Below are 17,228 nucleotides of genomic sequence, written 5' to 3'. Positions count from 1 at the left end.
GCCCCAGTACTCGGCCTTATGCAAAATCGCTGGGGCTGCTACGCAGCCCTTTCGCGACACAAGGCCGCTCCTACACTGACAGTGTGAAGCCGGTACCTGCTACCGCCAGAAAAAACCGAACCCCACCCCCATGGTCTAGTCTCAATCAAACCGGTACCGGCCCCCACCCACAACGAACGCCCGGCCCGGCAAACCATTTGGAGTCCTTGGGAGGTGCCCTCATGAGCCTGTTGCTTGAGCCCTACACCCTGCGTCAGCTAACCCTGCCCAATCGCATCGCCGTATCGCCAATGTGCCAGTATTCAGCCACTGATGGCTTGGCCAATGACTGGCATCTGGTCCACCTCGGCAGCCGCGCCGTCGGCGGCGCGGGGCTGGTGATCACCGAAGCGGTCGCCGTCACACCGGACGGGCGCATTACCGCCGAAGACCTCGGCCTGTGGCACGACGCGCAGATCGCCCCGCTGCAACGCATCACCCGCTTTATCACCGCCCAAGGTGCGGTCCCCGGCATTCAGCTCGCCCACGCCGGGCGCAAGGCCAGCACCCATCGACCCTGGCTGGGCAAGCACGGCAGCGTCAAAGTCGAAGACGGCGGCTGGCAACCTGTAGGGCCTTCGAAGATCGCCTTCGACCCCGAACACACCGCACCCCGTGAGCTCACCACCGGCGACATTCAGGGCATTATCGACGCCTTCGTCGACGCGGCCCAGCGGGCGCTGACGGCAGGCTTCAAAGTGGTCGAAATCCACGCCGCGCACGGCTACTTGCTGCACCAGTTTCTTTCGCCGCTGAGCAACCAGCGCCGCGACGAGTACGGCAGTTGCTTCGAAAACCGCATCCGCCTCACCTTGCAGGTCACCGAAGCGGTGCGCAACGTCTGGCCCAAGGAGCTGCCGCTGTTCGTGCGGGTATCGGCCACCGACTGGGTAGAGGACGGCTGGAACCCTGACGAAACCGTCGAGCTGGCGCGGCGCCTGCGGGTGCTGGGTGTGGACCTGATCGATGTGTCCTCCGGCGGTACCTCGGTCAACGCCGAAATCCCCACCGGCCCCGGTTACCAGACCCGTTTCGCCGAACGCGTGCGTAAAGAGTCGGAAATTGCCACCGGCACCGTCGGCATGATCACCGAGCCGGCCCAGGCCGAGCACATTCTGCGTACCGGCCAGGCCGACCTGATTTTCCTTGCCCGCGAACTGCTGCGCGACCCGTACTGGCCGCTGCATGCCGACGATGACCTGGGCGGTAACAAGGCTACATGGCCGGCCCAGTACCAGCGCGCCACTCACCGTGCCAACCCGATTCATGAGTCGGACCTGCGCGATTGATTCAGCGGCAGGCGGCGTGATAGAGCGTGTCGCTGACCCATTGGTTGATGCTTTTTTGCGCCAGCTCGGCCTTCGCTGCCACGCTGGCGTGGAGGCTGGGTTCCAGGCGCAGGCTCAGCTTGCCAGAGTACGCTTTCTGCGGCGCTCGCCCCAGGCGTTCACAGGTTTCCAGGTAATCATCCACGGCTTCTTCAAAGGCCCGGCGCAGTTCGCTGATCGACTCACCGTGAAAGCCGATCACATCGTGAATGCCGGCTACATGGCCAATGAGCAGTTGGTCTTCATCGCTGTATTCGATACGTGCGCAGTAGTTGCGGTAGTTCATGACGTTCATTGATTCCGGCCTGTTGGTTTATCTCTTCCCCGAGGTACGCCGATAAATTTACAGCGCCTTTGAGATCGAGCGCCGCCCGCGCGGCGCATCGCGGCACAAGGCCGCTCCCACATTTGTTTCGGGCCAGTACCTTCAGTGCCATTACCTAGTCCGCCCTGTTGGTACGCCGCGGTTTCAATATGTGCATCAAGGCGAGCGCCGAAACTTTCACAGACATAACTGGCCCGAAACAGATGTAGGAGCGGCCTTGTGCCGCGATGCGCCGCGCGGGCGGCGCTCGATCTCAAAGGCGGCGAAAACCTTTCGGCGAACACTGGGAAGCCTAATAAGAGTGGATCTATTAATGGTATCAGTGTGTGATACCAGAACAATCTGTTCAATGAATGCTCCGTAGGAGGATTCAGGCCAATGCTGCGGGACAATTCCGATTATTCAGCGCAAAACCGCCGGCTAAGGACCCCCAGCCGGCCACTTCAATTCACCCTCAATGCTTGAACATCACATGCCGCACGCAGGTGTAGTCCTCCAGTCCATACATCGACATATCCTTCCCATACCCTGAGCGCTTCTGCCCGCCATGGGGCATTTCACTGACCAGCATGAAGTGGGTATTCACCCAGGTGCAGCCATACTGCAAGCGCGCCGCCAGGCGGTGGGCGCGGTTGCTGTCGCGGGTCCACAGCGATGACGCCAGGCCGTATTCCGAGTCATTGGCCCATAGCAGCGCCTGGGCTTCATCGCTGAAGCGGGTCACCGAGACCACTGGGCCAAACACTTCAGTGCGCACGATCTCGTCATCCTGCAAGGCATCGGCCAGTACGGTCGGCTCGAAGAAGAACCCCTCGCCCGGTATTGCCTTGCCCCCCGTCACCAGGCGGATATGCGGCTGGTCAACGGCGCGTTGCACCAGGCCCGCCACTTTGTCGCGGTGCTGGGCGCTGATCAGTGGGCCGAGTTCGGTGTCTGGGGCGTTCTGCAGGCCGGGCTTGATGCTGGCTACCGCTTCGCCCAGGCGCTCGACGAACTGCTCATAGATGCCGTCCTGCACGTACAAGCGACAAGCGGCGGTGCAATCCTGCCCGGCGTTGTAAAAGCCAAAGGTGCGAATGCCTTCGATCGCAGCCTCCACATCGGCATCGTCGAACACCAGCACCGGCGCTTTTCCGCCCAGTTCCATGTGGGTGCGCTTCACGCTGTCGGCCGTGGCGCCAATGATGTGCGCGCCCGTGGCAATCGACCCGGTCAGCGACACCATGCGTACCTTGGGGTGAGTGACCAGCGGGTTACCGACCGTCTGGCCACGGCCGAAGAGGATGTTCAGTACCCCGGCCGGCAGCACGCCCTGCAGCAGCCCACCGAGGTGCAGCGCGGTCAGCGGCGTCAGCTCGGACGGCTTGATCACCACGGTGTTGCCAGCGGCCAGGGCCGGGGCGATCTTCCATGCCAGCATCATCAGCGGGTAGTTCCACGGGGCGATGGAGGCGACCACGCCCAGCGGGTCGCGGCGCACCATCGAGGTGTGCCCGGGCAGGTACTCGCCGGCCGCCGAGCCGCCCATGCAGCGGGCGGCACCGGCGAAATAGCGGAATACATCGGCGATGGCCGGGATTTCGTCATTCAGCGCCGCGCTATAGGGCTTGCCGCAGTTGTCCGACTCAAGCTTGGCCAGCGCCTCGCCGTGGGCTTCGATGCTATCGGCAATCGCCAGCAACGCGGCTGCGCGCTCTTTCGGCGGTGTTTGCGACCAGCCGTCGAACGCCTGGTCGGCCGCGCGCACGGCGATATCGACCTGGGCCTCGGTGGCTTCCTTGATCTGCGCCAGCGCCTGGCCGGTGGCCGGGTCGAGGACTGTCCACACGGCGCCTTCACCGTCCACCAGGCGGCCGTTGATCAACATTTGGGTTTGCATTGGGAGCTCCTTGGGGTCATTTGCCGCTGCCCGCAACGCTTTCACCGCCACGGGTCAGGTAATAGGCGCCGAGAATCGGCAGCATGGTGACCAGCATTACCAGCATGGCGACCACATTGGTCACCGGCACATCGCGCGGGCGGCTGAGCTGGTTGAGCAGCCAGATCGGCAAGGTGCGTTCGTTGCCGGCTGTAAAGGTGGTGACGATGATTTCGTCGAAAGACAGCGCGAACGCCAGCATGCCGCCCGCCAGCAGGGCCGAGCCGAGGTTGGGCAGGATGATGTAGAGGAAGGTTTGCCAGCCGTCGGCGCCCAGGTCCATCGAGGCCTCGATCAGGCTCTGCGACGTGCGCCGCAGGCGGGCGATGACGTTGTTGTAGACGATCACCACGCAGAACGTCGCATGCCCGACGACGATGGTGAACAGCCCAGGTTCCACCCCCAGGCGCTTGAACGCCGACAACAGGGCGATGCCGGTGATGATGCCAGGCAGCGCGATGGGCAGGATCAGCATCAGCGAGATGGCTTGCTTGCCAAAAAAGCTGCGCCGGTACAGCGCCGCAGCGGCCAGGGTGCCGAGTATCAGCGCGATCAACGTGGCCAGGCAGGCCACCTGCAACGACAGCGTGATCGCCTGGAGCACGTCGGGGCGGGCGAGGGCGACGCTGAACCACTTCCAGGTCAGGCCCTTGGGCGGGAAGCTGAACGCTGCGTCCTCGGTATTGAACGCATACAGCAGGATGATCAGGATCGGGAAGTGCAGGAATACCAGCCCGCCCCACGCCGCCAGGCGCAGGCCCCATGAGGCGCGGTCAGAGTGCATCGAAGGCCCCCAGGCGTTTGACGATGGACAGGTAGACGGCGATCAGCACGATCGGCACCAGGGTGAACGCCGCCGCCATCGGCATGTTGCCGATGGCGCCTTGCTGGGCGTACACCATGCTGCCGATGAAATAGCCCGGCGGGCCGACCAGTTGCGGCACGATGAAGTCGCCCAAGGTCAGCGAAAAGGTAAAGATCGAGCCGGCCGCGATCCCTGGGACCGCCAGGGGCAGCACCACCTGCATGAAGGTTTGCCGGGGTTTGGCGCCGAGGTCTGCCGAGGCTTGCAGCAGCGACGGCGGCAAGCGTTCCAGCGAGGCCTGGATCGGCAGGATCATGAACGGCAGCCAGATATACACGAACACCAGAAACCGCCCCAGGTGCGAGGTGGACAGCGTACTGCCGCCGACACCAGGTATGTCCAGCAGCAACTGCAGCAGGCCCTCCAGGTGCAGCCGTTGCACAAACCACTGCGCCACGCCGCCCTTGGCCAGCAGCAGGGTCCAGGCGTAGGTCTTGACGATGTAGCTGGCCCACATCGGCATCATCACCGCGATATAGAAAAACGCTTTGGTGCGGCCTGTGGTGTAGCGCGCCATGTACCAGGCAATCGGGAAAGCCAGCGCGGCGCTGGCCAGCGACACTGCCACCGCCATGCTCAAGGTGCGCAGGATGATGTCGAAGTTGGCGGGGTTGAACAGCGCGGCGAAGTTGACCAGGGTCAGTTCGGGGGTGACCGTCATCGAGAAGTCGTCGAACGTGTAGAAACCCTGCCACAACAGGTTCAGCAACGAGCCCAGGTAAATCGCCCCAAACCACAGCAGCGGCGGTATCAGCAGCATCAGCAGGTACAGGTTCGGGCGCCTGTACAGCAGGTTGCCCAGGCGCCGCAGCGGGGTGCCGGTAGTTGCCACTGCCACGCTCATGCCGGGGTTTCCTTGAGTGACGTCATCGCCGCCCGAGGCCAGTGGGCCAGTACTCGCTGGCCGGGTTGCCAAGGCTGTGGCTGCGCCAGCCACTGGTCGTTGGCCTGGCTGACGGCCAGTAGCTGGCCACTGTCGAGGACGATTTCCAGGCGCGTGGCGCTGCCTTGATACTGCACATCGCGGAGCACCCCGGCGACCTGCACCTCATGCGGCCCTGGTTGGCCATCGAGGCGGATGTGCTCAGGGCGGATCGAGAACGGCTGGGCACTGCCGCTCAACTGTTCGGCAATTGCCCCGCGCAGCACATTGGAGGTGCCGACGAATTCGGCAACGAAGGTGGTGGCAGGCTGCATGTACAGGTTGCGCGGGGTATCGACCTGTTCGATGCGACCACGGTTGAACACCGCCACCCGGTCAGACATCGACAGGGCTTCGGTCTGGTCGTGGGTGACGAAGATGAAGGTGATGCGGAGCTTGCGCTGGAGCTTTTTCAGCTCGCCCTGCATCTGCTCGCGCAGCTTCAGGTCCAGCGCGCCGAGCGGTTCGTCGAGCAGCAGCACGCGCGGCCGGTTGACCAGCGCCCGGGCCAGGGCCACGCGCTGGCGCTGGCCCCCGGAAAGCTGCGCCGGTTTGCGCGTGGCGTAGCCGTCCAGGGCAACCATGGCCAGCGCTTCGTCGGCCCGGGCATAGCGCTCGGCCTTGGCCACGCCCTTGACCTTCAGGCCGTAGGCGACGTTGTCGCGCACGTTCATGTGCGGGAACAGCGCGTAGTCCTGGAACACCGTGTTGACGTCACGCAAGTACGGCGGCAGGCCAGCGGCTTCGCTGCCGTGGATGCGGATCGAGCCGCTGCTAGGTTGTTCGAAGCCTGCGATCAGGCGCAGGCAGGTGGTCTTGCCCGAGCCTGAAGGGCCGAGCATCGAGAAGAACTCGCCGTCGAGGATGTCGATACTCACCTGATCGACGGCTTTGACCTCACCGAAGGTGCGCGATACCTCGGTGAACTGGACGGCTGGTGGCATGGTGCGGCTCCGGTAGGATGACAACAGCTTCATCGCCAGCTCCCGCAGAGAGCTCGCTTTTGATTGTGTGTAGGAGCGGCCTTGTGTCGCGAACGGGCTGCGTAGCGGCCCCACTGCCTCGGCCTCATGCACAATTTTCGGGGCTGCTGCGCAGCCCTTTCGCGGCACAAGGCCGCTCCTACATAGCCTGCGATGGGGGCCTCAGCGCCCGCCCATGATGGCGATGTAGTCTTGGGTCCAGCGGCTATAGGGTACGAACTTGCCGCCCTCGGCCTGCGGGGTTTTCCAGAAGGCGATCTTGTCGAAGTTGTCGAACCCGTTGGTCTTGCACCCCTCGGCGCCCAGCAGTTCGCTGCCCGTGCAAGCCGCCGGCACCGCCGGCAACGAGCCGAACCAGGCCGCCACATCGCCTTGCACCTTGGGCTGCAGCGACCAGTCCATCCACTGGTACGCGCAGTTAGGGTGCTTGGCCTCACTGTGCAGCATGGTGGTGTCGGCCCAGCCGGTGGCGCCTTCCTTTGGTACCACCGACGCCACCGGCTGTTTATCGGCCTGCAGGCCGTTGACCATGTAGCCCCACGAACTGGTCGCGGCCACGCCTTCATTCTTCACATCGCTCATTTGCACCGTCGCGTCATGCCAGTAGCGGTGGATCAGCGGCTGTTGTTTGCGCAGCAGCTCAAGCACCGCCTGGTACTGCTTCTCGGTCAGTTCGTAGGGGCTCTGGATGCCCAGTTCAGGCTGGGTTGTTTTCAGGTAGAGCGCAGCATCGGCGATGTAGATCGGCCCGTCGTAGGCCTGCACGCGGCCCTTGTTCGGTTTGCCGTCTGGCAGGTTCTGCGGTTCGAACACCACGCTCCAGCTGGTAGGCGGGGTTTTGAATACTTCGGTGTTGTACAGCAGCACGTTCGGGCCCCACTGGTAGGGCGTGCCGTAGACCTGGTCCTTGACCACGTACCAGGCGCCGTTTTGCAGGCGCGGGTCGAGGTTCTTCCAGTTGCCGATCAGCGCGGTATTGATCGGCTGCACACGCTTGCCGGCGATCAGCCGCAACGAGGCATCACCGGACGCTGTGACCAGGTCGTAGCCGCCCTTGGTCATCAGGCTGACCATTTCATCGGAGGTGGCGGCGGTCTTGACGTTGACCTTGCACCCGGTCTGCTTTTCGAAACCGGTGACCCAGTCATAGGCCTTGTCGCTGTCGCCGCGCTCGATGTAGCCGGGCCAGGCGATGATGTCCAATTGCCCCTCGCCGGCGCCGAGCTTCTGCGGCAACCCCGCAGCCTGGGCGCCGGCGCTGGCCAGCAAGGCGCCGAGCAAAACGGTCGTGTGCACTGACATGGTGATCCCTCTTGTTGGACATTATGGTCGGGGCAGTGGTCGAGCAAAGGGTGCGGCATGCGTGAGCCGGGTTGGCCAGATCGAGTCTAGTCGGCTTTTGGCGGTGCTCGGTGCAACATCCAGAAGCATTTACCCAGGTGGCGAAGGGCGCTTGGCGTCTTACTCTGGTGGCCTATTTTTCGTGTGTGGAGGCTTGCAGATGAACACCCGGGGTTTGCTCGATCAGTTGCTCAAGTCCGGCCAGGAAATGCTCGGCAATCAACTCAACAAAGGCAGCAAGCCCGCTGCCGGGGGCGGCCTGGGCGGGCTGCTGTCGGGGGCAGGGGGCGGCGCGCTGGCAGCCGGTGCCATGGGCCTGCTGATGGGTAACAAGAAAGCGCGCAAATACGGCGGCAAAGCGCTTACCTATGGCGGCCTGGCTGCGCTTGGCGTGCTGGCCTACAAAGCCTATGGCAACTGGCAGGCGCGCCAGGGCACGGGCAACCACGAACCGCAGACCCTCGACCGCGTGCCGGTGGCCCAGGCCGAGCAACACTGCCAGGCAGTACTGCGGGCGCTGGTGGCGGCGGCCAAGGCGGACGGCCATATCGATGACCGCGAGCGGGCGTTGATCGAAGGCGAGTTCACCCGCCTGGACAGCGACCGCGAGCTGCAAGGTTGGCTGCATGCCGAACTGAACAAGCCGCTGGACCCTGCCGAGGTGGCGCGCGCAGCGCAAACCCCGGAGATGGCCGCCGAGATGTACCTGGCCAGCGTGATGATGGTCGATCAGGAGAACTTCATGGAACGCAGCTACCTCGATGAACTGGCGCGGCAATTGCGTCTGGACCCAGCGCTGCGTCAGGAGCTGGAAAGCCAGGTCCGGCTTGCTGAAGGTCAATGAAGTAGCGAATTGCCAGCCACTGCGGCATGGGCGCCTGAATAGAGCAGCATTCAGCCAAATAAGCGTAGGGCGCCTAGGCTATACTTCAGCGATTTTTCCCGCTCGTGACGAATTCCTGAGGGCTGAATGTGAAGAACTGGACACTGCGCCAACGGATCCTGGCAAGTTTTGCCGTGATCATCGCCATCATGTTGCTGATGATCGTGGCCGCCTATTCGCGGTTGCTGGCAATTGAATCCAGTGAACAGAAAGTCGGCTCTGACAGCCTTCCAGGGGTTTACTACAGCTCGATGATCCGCAGCGCCTGGGTCGACAGCTACGTCACCAGCCAGCAATTGGTGGGGCTGTCCAACCACCGTGAAATGACCCCGGCCGACCTCGAACTGTTCAAGAGCTTCGATGACCGCCTGACCCAGCACATGGCCAGCTACCAGGCCACCATCCGTACCTCTGAAGACCAGGCGGCCTTCGATGCCTTCACCCGGCAGGCGCAGGAATACATCAAGCTGGTCGGCCAGGTGCTGGATACCTACCGCAACCGTGACTACGACGAGGCCCAGCGCCTGATTGCCGACGTGCTCACCCCGGCCTGGGCCGAGGGCCGCAAGCACCTGAACACGGTGATCGAGCGCAACCGCGATTCCGCCGATGCCGCAACCAACGACATCGCCGCCGCCGTTGCCACCGCCAAGGTCAGCATGCTGGTGTCGCTGCTGCTGGCCATCGTCGCTGCCGGTGTGTGCGGGCTGCTGCTGATGCGTACCATCAGCGCGCCGATGCAGGCTATCGTCCACGCCCTCGACCGCCTGCGTTCGGGCGACCTGAGCATGCGCCTGAGCCTGGACCGCAAGGATGAGTTCGGCGCCATCGAAAGCGGCTTCAACGAAATGGCCGAGTCGCTGGCGGGGCTGGTGTCCCAGGCCCAGCGCTCCTCGGTGCAGGTGACCACGTCGGTGACCGAAATTGCCGCCACCTCCAAGCAGCAGCAGGCCACCGCCACCGAAACCGCCGCCACCACCACCGAAATCGGCGCTACCTCGCGGGAGATTGCCGCCACTTCCCGCGATTTGGTGCGCACCATGACCGAGGTCACCAGTGCCGCCGACCAGGCCTCCAGCCTGGCAGGCTCCGGCCAGCAAGGGCTGGCGCGCATGGAAGAGACCATGCACCAGGTGATGGGCGCCGCCGAGCTGGTCAACGCCAAGCTGGGCATCCTCAACGAGAAAGCCGGCAACATCACCCAGATGGTGGTGACCATCGTCAAGGTGGCCGACCAGACCAACCTGCTGTCGCTCAACGCCGCCATCGAAGCCGAGAAGGCCGGCGAATATGGCCGTGGCTTTGCGGTGGTTGCCACCGAGGTGCGGCGCTTGGCCGACCAGACTGCCGTGGCGACCTACGACATCGAACAGATGGTGCGCGAGATCCAGTCGGCGGTGTCGGCGGGGGTCATGGGCATGGACAAGTTTTCCGAAGAGGTGCGCCGCGGCATGTTCGAGGTGCAGCAGGTGGGCGAGCAGCTCAGCCAGATCATCCATCAGGTGCAGGCGTTGGCGCCGCGGGTGTTGATGGTCAACGAAGGCATGCAGGCCCAGGCCACCGGCGCCGAGCAGATCAACCAGGCCTTGGCGCAGCTTAGCGATGCCAGCACCCAGACGGTGGAGTCGTTGCGCCAGGCAAGCTTTGCCATCGATGAACTGAGCCAGGTGGCTGCCGGCCTGCGTGGCGGTGTGTCGCGCTTCAAAGTCTGACGACGATGAAAGACCTGTTCCCGCGCGAAACCCGCACGGCCCCTGCCAAAGGCGTGCTGTACCTGCAGTTTCGCATCAACCAGCAGCGCTTCGCCCTGGATGTGCGTGAGGTGCTCGAGGTATTGCCGCGCCGGCCGCTCAAGCCCATCGCCCAGGCCCCCGCATGGGTGGCCGGGGTGCTTGCCCATCGCGGCGTTCTGGTGCCGGTCATTGATGTTTCGGCGCTTAGTTTCGGCGCGCCAGCCCCGGCGCGCAGCAGTACCCGGCTGGTGCTGGTCAATTACCAGGGCGACCCGCTGCAACCTGGCCAGCAACTGGGGCTGATTCTGGAACAGGCCACCGACACCCTGCGTTGCCAGCCCGATGAGTTCCAGCCGTACCACCTGGATAATGGCCAGGCGCCGTATCTGGGCCCGGTGCGCCAGGATGAGCGCGGCCTGTTGCAGCGTATTTGCGTCAACGACCTGTTGCCCGACGCCGTGCGCCAGTTGCTCTACCCCAGCCAGAACGGGCAGGTGCCGACATGAGCGAACAGCTTTTTTTCCGGTTTTTGCAGGAGCGCATCGGCCTGGATGTCGAGTCGGTGGGCGCGCCCATGGTCGAGCGCGCGCTGCACCAGCGCTGCGCTGCCGTGCAGGCCGCCGACCTTGACGACTACTGGCTGCGGCTGCGCCAGTCGGCCGCCGAGCAGCAGGCGCTGATCGAGGCGGTGATCGTCCCCGAGACCTGGTTCTTTCGTTACCCCGAATCCTTCAGCGCGCTGGTGAGCCTTGCGCACAAACGCGCGGCGGAGCTTGGCGGTGCTCGCCCACTGCGCATCCTCAGCCTGCCGTGTTCTACCGGCGAGGAACCCTATTCGATTGCCATGGCCTTGCTCGACGGCGGCCTGTGCCCGCCGGCCTTTGCCATCGACGGCATGGACATCAGCCCCAATTCGGTGGCCAAGGCGCAGCAGGGCGAGTACGGGCGCAACTCGTTCCGTGGCAGTGACCTTGCGTTTCGCGAGCGCCACTTCACAGATATAGGCGACGCCCATCGGCTCGATGACCGGGTGCGCCGCCAGGTCACGCTGCAAGCCGGCAACGTGCTCGATCCTGCGCTTTCAAGCCGCGAAGGCCTGTACGACTTTGTGTTTTGCCGCAACCTGCTGATCTATTTCGATGTGCCGACCCAGCAGCGCGTGTTCGAGGTGCTCAAGCGCCTGACCCACGCCGATGGTGTGCTGTTCATCGGCCCGGCCGAGGGCAGCCTGCTGGCACGCCTGGGCATGCGCCCGGTGGGTATACCCCAGTCGTTTGCCTATGTGCGCCGCGAAGAAGCCCCCGCGCCGCCGCCCGTTGCGCCCGCGCCCTTGCGCCCGCACCTGGCGCCGCTGCCGGCCAGAACCCCGGTGTTGCCGTTGCGCACCGCGCCCCCTGCACCGGCCCCACGGCCAACTCCGGCGCGCGACGGCGAGGCGCAGTTGCTGGCCAGCATTGCCCAGGCCGCCAACAGCGGCGACAGCCGCCAGGCCCGCGCCGATTGCGAGCGCTACCTGCGCGAGTTCGCCCCCAAAGCCCAGGTTTACTGCTGGCTGGGCCTGCTCAGTGACACCGAAGGTGACCCCGCGCAGGCGATCACCCATTACCGCAAGGCCCTGTATCTAGAACCGCAGCACCCCGAGGCGCTGATGCACCTGGCCGTGCTGCTGGCCGCGCAAGGCGACGACGCCGGCGCCCGGCGCCTGCAAGAACGTGCGGCGCGGGCCGGCAGGGAGTCTGAACGATGAGCCTAGGCATCGACATGCAAGTGATCGCCGAACAGCAGGACATCGATGACTGCTGGAACCGTATCGGCGTGCACGGTGATAAACAGTGCCCATTGCTGGAGCGGCATATCCATTGCCGTAACTGCGAGGTTTACGCCAGCGCCGCCACGCGCCTGCTCGACCGCTACGCGCTGGTCGGTGACGACAGCTTCGACGCGCCGCCTGTGCTGCAAGAGGTTGCCACTGGCCGGTCGATGCTGCTGTTCCGTCTGGGCGAAGAATGGCTGGCGCTAGCCACCGCCTGCCTTGCCGAGATCTCGCCGCTGCAAGCGGTGCACTCGCTGCCGCATCAGCGTTCGCGGGTATTGCAGGGCGTGGCCAATGTGCGGGGTGCCCTGGTGCCGTGCCTGTCGCTGGCCGATCTGCTGGGTGTTGCCGTGGAATCGGGCGCACCGCGCAGTGGGCGCAGCATGCCGCGCATGCTGATCCTTGCCGCTGACGGCGGGCCGGTGGTGGTGCCGGTGGATGAAATCGACGGCATTCACCGCCTCGACCCTGCACAGCTCGACCAAGGCCGCGACACTGCCCATTTCACCGCTGCCGTGCTGCAGTGGCGCAACCGCAGCGTGCGGGTGCTGGACGAACAACATCTATTGCAAGCTGTGAAGCGGAGCCTTTCATGACCCCCGAGCAAATGCGTGATGCTTCGCTGCTCGAACTGTTCAGCCTGGAGGCCGAGGCGCAGACCCAGGTGCTCAGTGCTGGCCTGATGGCGCTGGAGCGCAACCCGGCGCAGCCTGACCAGCTTGAAGCCTGTATGCGTGCGGCGCACTCGCTCAAGGGGGCGGCGCGCATTGTCGGCATCGATGCTGGCGTCAGCGTCGCCCATGTCATGGAAGATTGCCTGGTCGCGGCACAGGAAGGGCGCCTGCTGCTGCGCCCCGAGCATATCGATGCGTTGCTGCAGGGCACTGACCTGTTGATGCGCATCGCAACGCCCGGTGATCAAGGCGGGGAAGCTGCGGTGCCGGGGTTCGTCGCACAACTGACAGCGCTGCTGGACCCCTCGGCAGCACCGCTCACCGCCATTGTGCCTGCGCCATTGGCGGTGCCGCTGCCGCCCTTGGCCGAGCCTGCCGTGCTCGGCGAAACACTCGCAGAACCCGAGCCGACGCCCCCCCGCAAGCCTGGCAAGCGCCCGGCCGAAGGCGGCGAGCGGGTGCTGCGGGTGACGGCCGACCGCCTCAACAGCCTGCTCGACCTGTCGAGCAAGTCGCTGGTCGAGACCCAGCGCCTTAAACCGTATCTGGCCACCTTGCAGCGCCTCAAGCGCATGCATGGCCAGGGCATGCGCGCACTGGACGGCCTCAAAGGCCAGCTCGAAGACAGCGGCCAAGGCCCTGAAGTGCTGCAGGCGCTGGCGCAGACCCAGCAGTTGCTGGCCGAAACCCAGCAGATTCTGCTGCAACAGGCCGCCGACCTGGATGAGTTCGGCTGGCAGGCCAGCCAGCGCGCGCAACTGCTCTATGACACAGCGCTCGCCTGCCGCATGCGGCCATTGGCCGATGTCTTGACCGGGCAGAGCCGCATGGTCCGCGACCTGGGCCGTTCACTGGGCAAACCGGTGCGGCTGGTAGTCGAAGGCGACAAGACCCAGGTTGACCGCGATGTCCTCGAAAAGCTCGAAGCGCCGCTGACCCACCTGCTGCGCAACGCCGTCGACCATGGCATCGAATTGCCGGAACGGCGCCTGCTGGCCGGCAAGCCCGCCGAGGGTACGCTGCGTCTGCGCGCCTCGCACCAGGCCGGGCTGCTGATTCTGGAACTGTCCGACGACGGCGCCGGTATCGACCTGGCGGGGCTGAGCCGCAGCATCGTCGAGCGCGGCCTGTCGCCGGCCGAAACCGTGGCGCAGATGAGCGAAGCAGAGCTGCTGACGTTTCTGTTCCTGCCGGGGTTCAGCCTGCGCGATACCGTCACCGAAGTGTCCGGGCGCGGTGTTGGCCTGGATGCGGTGCAGCATATGGTGCGCGAGCTGCGCGGCGCCATTGAGCTGACCCAGGTCGCCGGCCAGGGCTGCTGCTTCCATCTGGAAGTGCCGCTGACGCTTTCGGTGGTGCGCAGCCTGGTGGTGGAGGAGGGCGGCGAAGCCTATGCCTTCCCGCTGGCGCATATCGAACGCACCCTTGATGTCCCAGCCGAGGCCATCGTGCAGATCGAAGGCCGTCAGCATTTCTGGCACGAAGACCGCCACATTGGTTTGGTCGCCGCCAGCCAGTTGCTCAACCGCCCGGCGTCCCAGCGCGAAGGCCAGCACCTGCGGGTGGTGGTCATTCGCGAGCGCGACCAGTTGTATGGCGTGGCGGTGGAGCGGTTGATCGGCGAGCGGGTGCTGGTGGTGATGCCGCTCGACCCGCGCCTGGGCAAGGTTCAGGACATTTCTTCGGGCGCCTTGCTCGACGATGGCTCGGTGGTGTTGATCATCGATGTCGAGGACCTGCTGCGCTCGGTCGAGAAGCTGCTCAGTACCGGGCGCCTGGAGCGTATCGAGCGCGGTGCCAGCGCGGCCAGGGGCGTGGTACGCCGGCGTGTGCTGGTGGTCGACGACTCGCTCACCGTGCGCGAGCTGCAGCGCAAGCTGCTGACCCATCGCGGCTACGAAGTGTCGGTGGCCGTTGACGGCATGGACGGCTGGAACGCCCTGCGCAGCGATGATTTCGACCTGCTGATTACCGATATCGACATGCCGCGCATGGACGGTATCGAACTGGTTACCCTGGTGCGCCGCGACCACCGCCTGCAGTCGTTGCCGGTGATGGTGGTGTCGTACAAAGACCGTGAAGAAGACCGACGACGTGGACTGGATGCCGGCGCCGACTATTATCTGGCCAAGGCCAGCTTCCATGATGATGCGTTGCTGGATGCCGTCGAGGAATTGATCGGAGGTGCTCAGGGATGAAAATCGCCATCGTCAATGACATGCCCATGGCCGTCGAGGCGCTGCGCCGCGCTTTGGCCTTCGAGCCTGCGCACCAGGTGGTGTGGGTGGCCAGCAACGGCGCCGAAGCGGTGCAGCACTGCGCCGAACTGACCCCGGACCTGATTTTGATGGACTTGATCATGCCGGTAATGGACGGCGTCGAGGCCACCCGGCGGATCATGGCCGAGACCCCGTGCGCCATCGTTATCGTCACCGTCGACCGCAAGCAGAACGTGCACCGGGTGTTCGAGGCCATGGGCCATGGCGCCCTGGATGTGGTCGACACCCCGGCACTTGGCGCGGGCGACCCGCGTGAGGCGGCGGCGCCGCTGCTGCGCAAGATCCTCAACATTGCCTGGCTGATCGGCCAGCAACGGCCCAGCGCACCACGGGCGGTTACCACGCCCTTGCGCGATGCCTCGCAGCGCCAGGGCCTGGTGGCGATTGGTTCGTCCGCCGGCGGCCCTGCGGCGCTCGAAGTGCTGCTCAAAGGGCTGCCGCGCGAGTTCCCCGCTGCCATCGTGCTGGTCCAGCACGTTGACCAGGTATTTGCCGCCGGCATGGCCGAGTGGCTGTGCTCGGCCAGCGGCCTGCCGGTGCGTCTGGCCCGCGAAGGCGAGCCGCCGCAGCCGGGGCAGGTGCTGCTGGCCGGCACCAACCACCATATCCGCCTGCTGCAGAACGGCCAGCTTGCCTACACGGCGGAGCCGGTGAACGAGATCTACCGGCCTTCCATCGACGTGTTCTTCGAGAGCGTGGCGCGCTACTGGCGCGGCGATGCGGTGGGTGTGCTGCTCACCGGCATGGGCCGTGATGGCGCCCAGGGGCTCAAGTTGATGCGCGAGCAGGGCTTTTTGACCATCGCCCAGGACCAGCACAGCAGTGCGGTGTACGGCATGCCCAAGGCAGCTGCGGCAATCAACGCAGCCGTGGAAATCCGCCCGCTGGAGCGGATCGCCACGCGACTGATGGAAACCTTTTCGAAATGACCATATGCAATGCTCAACCCGGCGCGGCCGGCAGTGGGCGGGTGACTAGCGATGAATGATCTGCCAACCGACGGTCTGATGACCACCAACGACAATTCGGCGATGGTCCTGCTGGTCGACGACCAGGCGATGATCGGTGAAGCAGTGCGCCGTGGGCTGGCCCACGAAGACAACATCGACTTCCATTTCTGTGCAGACCCGCATCAGGCGGTGGCCCAGGCCATGCGCATCAAGCCGACGGTGATCCTGCAAGACCTGATCATGCCGGGCCTCGATGGCCTGACGCTGGTGCGCGAGTACCGCAACAACCCGGCTACCCAGGACATCCCGATCATCGTGCTGTCGACCAAGGAAGACCCGCTGGTCAAGAGCGCAGCCTTTGCCGCCGGGGCCAACGACTACCTGGTCAAGCTGCCGGACACCATCGAGCTGGTGGCGCGCATTCGCTACCACTCGCGCTCCTACCTCACCTTGCTGCAGCGCGACGAGGCCTACCGCGCCTTACGGGTCAGCCAGCAGCAGTTGCTCGACACCAACCTGATGCTGCAGCGGCTGATGAACTCCGACGGCCTGACCGGGCTGTCCAACCGCCGCCATTTCGATGAATACCTTGAGCTGGAATGGCGCCGGGCCATGCGTGAGCAGCAGCAGCTGTCGCTGCTGATGATCGATGTGGACTATTTCAAGTCGTTCAACGACAGCTTCGGCCATTTGGCCGGCGACGAGGCGCTGCGCCAGGTGGCCGCGAGCATCCGTGGTTGCTGCGCGCGCCCAAGCGATCTGCCGGCGCGCTACGGTGGCGAGGAATTCGCCTTGGTGCTGCCCAACACCTCGCCAGGCGGGGCGCGACTGGTGGCCGAGAAGCTGCGCCAGAGCATCATGGCGCTGAACATCCCGCATGTGGCGCCCCAGGAAGGTTCGCACCTGACCGTGAGCATTGGCCTTGCCACGCACACCCCGGCCCAGGGCAGCCATTGCCGTCAGCTCATCTCGGCTGCTGATAAAGGCCTCTACCTGGCCAAGCACAACGGGCGCAACCAGGTCGGCATCGCCTGATCGCGGGCTATCGCCAGCCCCACAGGGATCGCGTCAGCTGCGATATGGGTGCCTGGCTCAATTCCTGTGGGAGATTCTATGGTTTCGGGCAAGTCGCTTTTGATTGTGTAGGAGCGGCCTTGTGTCGCGAAAGGGCTGCG

General features: G+C 64.8%; 15 protein-coding genes. 9 read left to right on the top strand and 6 right to left on the bottom strand.

Features of this window, described 5'->3' with window-relative positions:
- Positions 1 to 221: 221 nt before the first annotated feature.
- On the top strand, positions 222 to 1,328 hold the full coding sequence (locus HU720_RS21005) for an NADH:flavin oxidoreductase/NADH oxidase (RefSeq protein ID WP_186522501.1): 1,107 nt from the start codon (positions 222 to 224) through the stop codon (positions 1,326 to 1,328).
- Between the two features lies 1 nt (position 1,329).
- On the opposite strand, the gene HU720_RS21000 is transcribed toward HU720_RS21005, so the two are convergent.
- From HU720_RS21000 to ydcS, 6 genes are all read right to left on the bottom strand, one after another.
- The gene (locus HU720_RS21000) at positions 1,330 to 1,662 is read right to left on the bottom strand and encodes a type II toxin-antitoxin system HicB family antitoxin (RefSeq protein WP_186522500.1); all 333 of its coding nucleotides are present in this window, start codon (positions 1,660 to 1,662) and stop codon (positions 1,330 to 1,332) included.
- A 484-nt stretch (positions 1,663 to 2,146) separates the two neighbouring features.
- Complete coding sequence (locus HU720_RS20995) at positions 2,147 to 3,571, bottom strand: gamma-aminobutyraldehyde dehydrogenase (RefSeq protein WP_186522499.1); 1,425 nt, start codon at positions 3,569 to 3,571, stop codon at positions 2,147 to 2,149.
- A 16-nt stretch (positions 3,572 to 3,587) separates the two neighbouring features.
- Positions 3,588 to 4,394 carry an ABC transporter permease gene (locus HU720_RS20990; RefSeq protein ID WP_186522498.1) on the bottom strand — a complete coding sequence of 269 codons (807 nt, stop codon included), beginning with the start codon at positions 4,392 to 4,394 and terminating at the stop codon, positions 3,588 to 3,590.
- The gene (locus HU720_RS20985; RefSeq protein WP_186522497.1) at positions 4,384 to 5,319 is read right to left on the bottom strand and encodes an ABC transporter permease; all 936 of its coding nucleotides are present in this window, start codon (positions 5,317 to 5,319) and stop codon (positions 4,384 to 4,386) included. Before HU720_RS20985 ends, HU720_RS20990 begins: the two co-directional genes overlap by 11 nt.
- Entirely contained in the window at positions 5,316 to 6,341 is a 1,026-nt protein-coding gene (locus HU720_RS20980) for an ABC transporter ATP-binding protein (RefSeq protein WP_186522496.1), read from the bottom strand. The genes HU720_RS20985 and HU720_RS20980 overlap by 4 nt, the downstream gene beginning before the upstream one ends.
- Before the next feature lie 201 nt (positions 6,342 to 6,542).
- A complete protein-coding gene (ydcS, locus tag HU720_RS20975) occupies positions 6,543 to 7,682 on the bottom strand; it encodes a putative ABC transporter substrate-binding protein YdcS (protein ID WP_186522495.1) in 1,140 nt (379 codons plus the stop codon).
- Positions 7,683 to 7,881: 199 nt separating this feature from the next.
- Between ydcS and HU720_RS20970 the strand changes: the two genes are divergently transcribed.
- From HU720_RS20970 to HU720_RS20935, 8 genes are all read left to right on the top strand, one after another.
- Complete coding sequence (locus HU720_RS20970) at positions 7,882 to 8,565, top strand: tellurite resistance TerB family protein (RefSeq protein WP_186522494.1); 684 nt, start codon at positions 7,882 to 7,884, stop codon at positions 8,563 to 8,565.
- 128 nt (positions 8,566 to 8,693) lie between these two features.
- Positions 8,694 to 10,316: a methyl-accepting chemotaxis protein gene (locus tag HU720_RS20965; RefSeq protein WP_186522493.1), complete on the top strand. Its 1,623-nt coding sequence runs from the start codon at positions 8,694 to 8,696 to the stop codon at positions 10,314 to 10,316.
- A gap of 5 nt (positions 10,317 to 10,321) precedes the next feature.
- Complete coding sequence (locus HU720_RS20960; RefSeq protein WP_186522492.1) at positions 10,322 to 10,843, top strand: chemotaxis protein CheW; 522 nt, start codon at positions 10,322 to 10,324, stop codon at positions 10,841 to 10,843.
- Positions 10,840 to 12,084, top strand: coding sequence for a CheR family methyltransferase (locus HU720_RS20955; protein WP_186522491.1), 1,245 nt, complete (start codon positions 10,840 to 10,842; stop codon positions 12,082 to 12,084). Before HU720_RS20960 ends, HU720_RS20955 begins: the two co-directional genes overlap by 4 nt.
- Positions 12,081 to 12,746 (top strand): chemotaxis protein CheW, encoded by a 666-nt coding sequence (locus HU720_RS20950; protein WP_225917298.1) that lies wholly within the window; start codon positions 12,081 to 12,083, stop codon positions 12,744 to 12,746. The genes HU720_RS20955 and HU720_RS20950 overlap by 4 nt, the downstream gene beginning before the upstream one ends.
- Positions 12,743 to 15,022: a hybrid sensor histidine kinase/response regulator gene (locus HU720_RS20945; RefSeq protein ID WP_186522490.1), complete on the top strand. Its 2,280-nt coding sequence runs from the start codon at positions 12,743 to 12,745 to the stop codon at positions 15,020 to 15,022. The genes HU720_RS20950 and HU720_RS20945 overlap by 4 nt, the downstream gene beginning before the upstream one ends.
- The gene (locus HU720_RS20940; protein WP_186522489.1) at positions 15,019 to 16,032 is read left to right on the top strand and encodes a chemotaxis response regulator protein-glutamate methylesterase; all 1,014 of its coding nucleotides are present in this window, start codon (positions 15,019 to 15,021) and stop codon (positions 16,030 to 16,032) included. The genes HU720_RS20945 and HU720_RS20940 overlap by 4 nt, the downstream gene beginning before the upstream one ends.
- Before the next feature lie 51 nt (positions 16,033 to 16,083).
- Complete coding sequence (locus HU720_RS20935; RefSeq protein WP_186522488.1) at positions 16,084 to 17,088, top strand: PleD family two-component system response regulator; 1,005 nt, start codon at positions 16,084 to 16,086, stop codon at positions 17,086 to 17,088.
- Positions 17,089 to 17,228 lie beyond the last annotated feature (140 nt).

It is taken from the genome of Pseudomonas sp. SWRI51 (assembly GCF_014268825.1).
Taxonomy (GTDB): Bacteria; Pseudomonadota; Gammaproteobacteria; order Pseudomonadales; family Pseudomonadaceae; genus Aquipseudomonas; species Aquipseudomonas farsensis.
Note: the sequence above shows the minus strand (reverse complement) of the source record. Positions and strands in the feature narration are given on the sequence as shown.

What these genes read in the sequence shown, in the direction of transcription:
- HU720_RS21005 (WP_186522501.1), top strand. Translation starts at nt 222, where the DNA reads ATGAGCCTGTTGCTTGAGCCCTACACCCTGCGTCAGCTAACCCTGCCC.
- HU720_RS21000 (WP_186522500.1), bottom strand. Translation starts at nt 1,662, where the DNA reads ATGAACGTCATGAACTACCGCAACTACTGCGCACGTATCGAATACAGC.
- HU720_RS20995 (WP_186522499.1), bottom strand. Translation starts at nt 3,571, where the DNA reads ATGCAAACCCAAATGTTGATCAACGGCCGCCTGGTGGACGGTGAAGGC.
- HU720_RS20990 (WP_186522498.1), bottom strand. Translation starts at nt 4,394, where the DNA reads ATGCACTCTGACCGCGCCTCATGGGGCCTGCGCCTGGCGGCGTGGGGC.
- HU720_RS20985 (WP_186522497.1), bottom strand. Translation starts at nt 5,319, where the DNA reads ATGAGCGTGGCAGTGGCAACTACCGGCACCCCGCTGCGGCGCCTGGGC.
- HU720_RS20980 (WP_186522496.1), bottom strand. Translation starts at nt 6,341, where the DNA reads ATGCCACCAGCCGTCCAGTTCACCGAGGTATCGCGCACCTTCGGTGAG.
- ydcS (WP_186522495.1), bottom strand. Translation starts at nt 7,682, where the DNA reads ATGTCAGTGCACACGACCGTTTTGCTCGGCGCCTTGCTGGCCAGCGCC.
- HU720_RS20970 (WP_186522494.1), top strand. Translation starts at nt 7,882, where the DNA reads ATGAACACCCGGGGTTTGCTCGATCAGTTGCTCAAGTCCGGCCAGGAA.
- HU720_RS20960 (WP_186522492.1), top strand. Translation starts at nt 10,322, where the DNA reads ATGAAAGACCTGTTCCCGCGCGAAACCCGCACGGCCCCTGCCAAAGGC.
- HU720_RS20955 (WP_186522491.1), top strand. Translation starts at nt 10,840, where the DNA reads ATGAGCGAACAGCTTTTTTTCCGGTTTTTGCAGGAGCGCATCGGCCTG.
- HU720_RS20950 (WP_225917298.1), top strand. Translation starts at nt 12,081, where the DNA reads ATGAGCCTAGGCATCGACATGCAAGTGATCGCCGAACAGCAGGACATC.
- HU720_RS20945 (WP_186522490.1), top strand. Translation starts at nt 12,743, where the DNA reads ATGACCCCCGAGCAAATGCGTGATGCTTCGCTGCTCGAACTGTTCAGC.
- HU720_RS20940 (WP_186522489.1), top strand. Translation starts at nt 15,019, where the DNA reads ATGAAAATCGCCATCGTCAATGACATGCCCATGGCCGTCGAGGCGCTG.
- HU720_RS20935 (WP_186522488.1), top strand. Translation starts at nt 16,084, where the DNA reads ATGAATGATCTGCCAACCGACGGTCTGATGACCACCAACGACAATTCG.